This window comes from Bacillus sanguinis (assembly GCF_018332475.1).
Taxonomy (GTDB): Bacteria; Bacillota; Bacilli; order Bacillales; family Bacillaceae_G; genus Bacillus_A; species Bacillus_A sanguinis.
In genome coordinates this window covers 1-4,642 of record NZ_BOQB01000293.1, presented here as the reverse complement: position 1 = coordinate 4,642, position 4,642 = coordinate 1, and the positions used below count along the sequence as shown (strand labels likewise).

Below are 4,642 nucleotides of genomic sequence, written 5' to 3'. Positions count from 1 at the left end.
TTCTTTAAAAGATAAAGGAATCAAAGTAGAAAAAGTACTTAATTTACTATAAAAAATAAGAGGTGGCAATTGCCACCTCTTATTTTTTATAATTCCATTCTTTACTTTCATACTTCTCTTTTGCTAATGTTTGCACTTCATGTAATTGTTCTTCTGTTAATTCATATGGAACAAGCTCTACATCTAATCCTTTTTCAAACCCAACCTCAAACGCTTTAATTAACTGCTCGATTGTAAACGTACGGTCTGTTAATTCATTAATTGCTACCGCTTTAGAAGAGAACATACTCTTCATACGCTCTTTTACACGTTCATTCGGGAATAAAAACAGATCGTATAGCTCATCTAAATCTATTTCTAAAGGAATCGATCCGTGCTGTAAAATTACACCTTTTTGACGTGTTTGAGCACTACCTGCGATTTTTCTTCCTTCTACTACAATTTCATACCAAGACGGTGCATCAAAGCATACACCTGAACGTGGATTTTTTAAATTTTCACGGTCTGCTTCTGTTTTTGGAACTGCATAATAAGCTTCTAATCCTAATGCTTTAAAACCGTCTAGTAAACCTTGCGAAATAATACGATACGCTTCTGTAACTGTTTTTGGCATATTTGGATGATCTTCAGACACAATAACACTGTACGTTAATTCTTTATCATGTAGCACACCCCTGCCGCCTGTTTGACGACGAACGAATCCATATTTCTTTTCGTTAACTACATCCATATTAATATCTTTTTCAACACGCTGAAAATACCCAACTGTTAATGTTGGTACTTCCCATTCATAAAAACGAATAGTTGGTGGCATTTTCTTTTCACTTTGCCAATTTAATAAACATTCATCTAACGCCATATTAAATGCCGGTGAACATTGACCAGAGTTAATATAACACCATTTTTCTTTTCCCATCCTGCACCTCATATAACCAATTATTTTTCACATTCTCTAGTCTACCAAATTCGACAAAATTTGTGAAAGAATACGAAATTTCTTCTTATATGCAAATGAATCTGTTGCATAAATACATATGGGCATTATAATATTGAAAGTAGGATAAGAAAAAAGGGAGCGATAGAATCGTGTCAACAACTTGGATTATTTTATTAGCCGTAATCGTAGCGTTCATCGGCTACACTGTATGGATGTATTTCTATCAGAAAAAATTAATTAAAACACTTTCAGAAGAAGAGTTTCGCGCTGGCTACCGTAAAGCACAGCTTATCGATATTCGCGAAGCAGACGAATATACTGCAGGGCATATTTTAGGCGCACGTAACATTCCGTTATCACAAATTCGCCTTCGTCATAAAGAACTTCGTAAAGATCAACCAGTTTACTTATACTGCCAAAGCGGATTCCGTACTGGTCGTGCGGCTCAATACTTAAAGAAACAAGGCTACAAAGATTTCTACCAATTACAAGGTGGATTCAAAACGTGGACTGGAAAAATTAAAAAGAAATAATAACATACAAAAACTAGCTGAATCATACAGCTAGTTTTTTCATTCCATATTATTCGCAATGTATAATAAATTTTGCTTAATCACATCTTTATCATTCTCTTGTGTATTACGATACAAGAGTTGATATTCAAGTCCTTTCTCTTTCCATATAAGCGTAGCGAATTCGTCTCCTCGCTCGGAATCATCCTTATTTTTAAAATAAGCGAATGCTCCATTATTCAATTTCACTTGTTCCTGAAACCGCTTCTCTTCCACGAGATCCGGAAAACTATAAGAAAAGTTCGCAACATTTAACTCAATATACTCATTTCTCCCCGGCTCCCGCTGTTTATATTTAATCATGACAACAGCCTTCTTTTTTCCAATCGTTCTGACTTCCCCCTTCACGTCACTCTTAATGTCATACGGTAAAAACGCTGGAACTTTAAATTTCACTGGAAAATATTTCGGAAGCTCCTTCAGCGGAATTGGATCCGTAACACGATCCGTAGCTCCCCCTGTTGTTTCCACAAAGTTTTTTTCCTCCTGCATCGTTTGCTGAAACGAACATGAACTTAACACTAGACTAGAAAACACGAAACAAATGATTCCTTTTTTCAATTTGTTTCCGCCCCTTCATACCGCTATATTTACGAATGAAGTGTTTACATGCTATTCATATTCGCTTCATTAACAAACTCTCCCTTTGAAAAATTTCCACGTTATTCTCACACATTTTGACAAAACTTCTTTTATAGACGCAAAAAAGACCTCTATCATTCTCACGCCCAAATAAAAAGGTTACGCGAATAACGGAAGTCATGTTTATAACATAGTTTGTGAAAAGCTTTTCAGGTCAAGATTTTTTTCATTCTTATTATTTTCCCTTTATAATAAGAGGAAGAGGTGATACATATGGCCAATATAAAACAAATTGCAAAAACCGCTGGTGTATCCATATCAACTGTTTCCCGCGTCCTTAATAATCACCCTTACGTAAAAGAAGAAAAACGTAAGCGTGTTCTAGATGCTGTTGAAGAATTGAACTATGCAAAAAATATAAATGCTATTCATTTAATAAAGGGAAAAACATATACGATCGGTGTGATACTCCCTTTCATTAACCTTCCATACTTCAGTACCATTATTGAAGGAATCGGAAACGAAGCGTTAGCAGCTGGATATCACATTAATTTATGCCAAACAAATTACGATAGCATTGAAGAAATACGCGTTCTTGAAATGATGAAAATGAAACAATTCGACGGGATGATTATTTGCTCTCGAACGAGTTCATGGGAACAAATTGAACCTTTCGCAAAATTTGCTCCTATTATTTCATGCGAAAAAATGAACCACCCCCTCATTTCATCTGTCTACGTAGATCATTATGAAGGCTTCCGTCTCGGCACCGCCTATTTACTTAGTAAAGGCCATGAAAAAATCGGGATTTGTTTAGCAAGAAAAACAAGTGTAAATTCTATGGAACGTGAAAAAGCGTTTGCTGATACACTTCGTAATGAAGGCAAAACGTTACATCCCGAATGGATTTTTCATCAGTGCTATACAATGCAAGACGGTGCACAAATACTCCATCGTATTGTAAACATGAAAAATCGTCCAACCGCTATTTTTACAGCGAACGATCAAGTTGCAGCTGGTTTATTAACAGAGGCGCGAAAAAATGGCATTCGAGTCCCCGAAGACCTTGCTATCCTTGGATTCGATAATCATGAAATTTCAAAGGCGTTAGAAATTTCAACAATTGAACATCCCGGTCTCGCAATGGGCTCACATGCTTTTTCTTTATTCCATAAACAGATCCAAAGCGAACAAATTGTTGGCAATGCAGAAGAACTTTCATTCCGTTTAATTGAGCGGGATACTGTCTAAAAAAGAGCGTTACCTATAACGCTCTTTTTTCAGCTCTTCACCTATTGACTTTATATTTTCCATCTTATATAATGAACCTAACGAACGGTAGGTAGGGGATGAAAATGACAGCAAACCGCATTAAAGCTGTAGCACTTTCTCATTTCGCACGCTACGGCTATGAAGGAACTTCATTAGCAAATATTGCTCAAGAAGTTGGGATTAAAAAGCCATCGATTTACGCACACTTTAAAGGAAAAGAAGAGCTATATTTTATATGCTTAGAATCCGCTCTTCAAAAAGATTTACAGAGCTTCACTGACGATATCGAAAAATTTTCAAATTCGTCTACTGAAGAATTGCTCTTACAGTTACTAAAGGGCTATGCAAAACGATTTGGTGAAAGTGAAGAATCAATGTTTTGGTTACGAACTTCCTATTTTCCACCCGATGCATTTCGCGAACAAATTATCGAAAAAGCAAATGCACACATTGAAAACGTTGGAAAACTTTTATTCCCTATATTTAAACAGGCAAACGAGAAAAGTGAACTGCATAACATTGAAGTAAAAGATGCTCTAGAAGCTTTCCTATGCTTACTAGACGGACTTATGGTTGAGCTACTATTCGCAGGTTTAAATCGCTTTGAGACTCGTTTAAACGCCTCTTGGCAAGTATTTTGGCGAGGCCTTTCAAACTGACGGATTGCTCCTTTGCAATGCGTCGTTTTTAAGCCCTTTACCTAACGACTGGTAGGAAGGAGAAATGACATATGGCATGGATTTATGTAATCATAGCTGGTATTATTGAAATCTTTTGGGTCATTGGACTTAAAAAAGCGGAGGCACCACTTGAATGGGCTGGTGTTGCGTTATTAATTACAATTAGTTTCGTTTTATTATTTAGAGCTTATAAAGATTTACCTGTCGGCACTGTATACGCCGTCTTTACAGGAATTGGAGCTGGTGGAATCGTTCTGACAGAGATTTTCATCTTCGGGGAACCTTTCTCTATTGTAAAGGTTTTACTAATCGGCTTAATCTTCTTCGGCGTAATTGGTTTAAAACGAGTAACAGAAGAAAAAGAAGCGAAGGAGGCCGCATAAAATGGCTTGGGTATTTTTAATTCTAGCTGGTATTTGTGAAATTATTGGTGTACTCTTTATGAAAGTAGCCACTGAAAAGAAAGGCTGGGCACCAAAAGTTATTTTAATCGCTAACTTCGGCGTAAGCTTCTTCTTCTTATCTCTTGCGATGGACACATTACCGATGGGAACTGCTTACGCAATTTGGACTGGAATCGGAACTGCCGGAAGTGCACT

7 protein-coding genes are annotated in these 4,642 nt (G+C 36.7%); 5 read left to right on the top strand and 2 right to left on the bottom strand.

Annotated elements, in window-relative coordinates; translation table 11 throughout:
* Window positions 1–79: 79 nt before the first annotated feature.
* Window positions 80–916 carry a lipoate--protein ligase family protein gene (locus tag KI369_RS24240; RefSeq protein WP_000514071.1) on the bottom strand — a complete coding sequence of 279 codons (837 nt, stop codon included), beginning with the start codon at window positions 914–916 and terminating at the stop codon, window positions 80–82.
* A gap of 170 nt (window positions 917–1,086) precedes the next feature.
* Here KI369_RS24240 and KI369_RS24235 point away from each other — a divergent pair, with 170 nt between their 5' ends.
* Window positions 1,087–1,470, top strand: coding sequence for a rhodanese-like domain-containing protein (locus KI369_RS24235; protein ID WP_048531103.1), 384 nt, complete (start codon window positions 1,087–1,089; stop codon window positions 1,468–1,470).
* A 39-nt stretch (window positions 1,471–1,509) separates the two neighbouring features.
* On the opposite strand, the gene KI369_RS24230 is transcribed toward KI369_RS24235, so the two are convergent.
* Window positions 1,510–2,046 carry a DNA polymerase III subunit delta gene (locus tag KI369_RS24230; RefSeq protein ID WP_212957762.1) on the bottom strand — a complete coding sequence of 179 codons (537 nt, stop codon included), beginning with the start codon at window positions 2,044–2,046 and terminating at the stop codon, window positions 1,510–1,512.
* Between the two features lie 318 nt (window positions 2,047–2,364).
* On the opposite strand from KI369_RS24230, the gene KI369_RS24225 reads away from it, so the two are divergent.
* The 4 genes from KI369_RS24225 to KI369_RS24210 form a co-directional block, all read left to right on the top strand.
* Complete coding sequence (locus KI369_RS24225; protein ID WP_212957760.1) at window positions 2,365–3,342, top strand: LacI family DNA-binding transcriptional regulator; 978 nt, start codon at window positions 2,365–2,367, stop codon at window positions 3,340–3,342.
* 98 nt (window positions 3,343–3,440) lie between these two features.
* The gene (locus tag KI369_RS24220; RefSeq protein WP_212957758.1) at window positions 3,441–4,022 is read left to right on the top strand and encodes a TetR/AcrR family transcriptional regulator; all 582 of its coding nucleotides are present in this window, start codon (window positions 3,441–3,443) and stop codon (window positions 4,020–4,022) included.
* A 71-nt stretch (window positions 4,023–4,093) separates the two neighbouring features.
* Complete coding sequence (locus KI369_RS24215; RefSeq protein WP_000312339.1) at window positions 4,094–4,426, top strand: DMT family transporter; 333 nt, start codon at window positions 4,094–4,096, stop codon at window positions 4,424–4,426.
* A gap of 1 nt (window position 4,427) precedes the next feature.
* On the top strand, window positions 4,428–4,642 hold a 215-nt coding region (locus KI369_RS24210), incomplete at its 3' end, for a DMT family transporter (protein ID WP_212957756.1).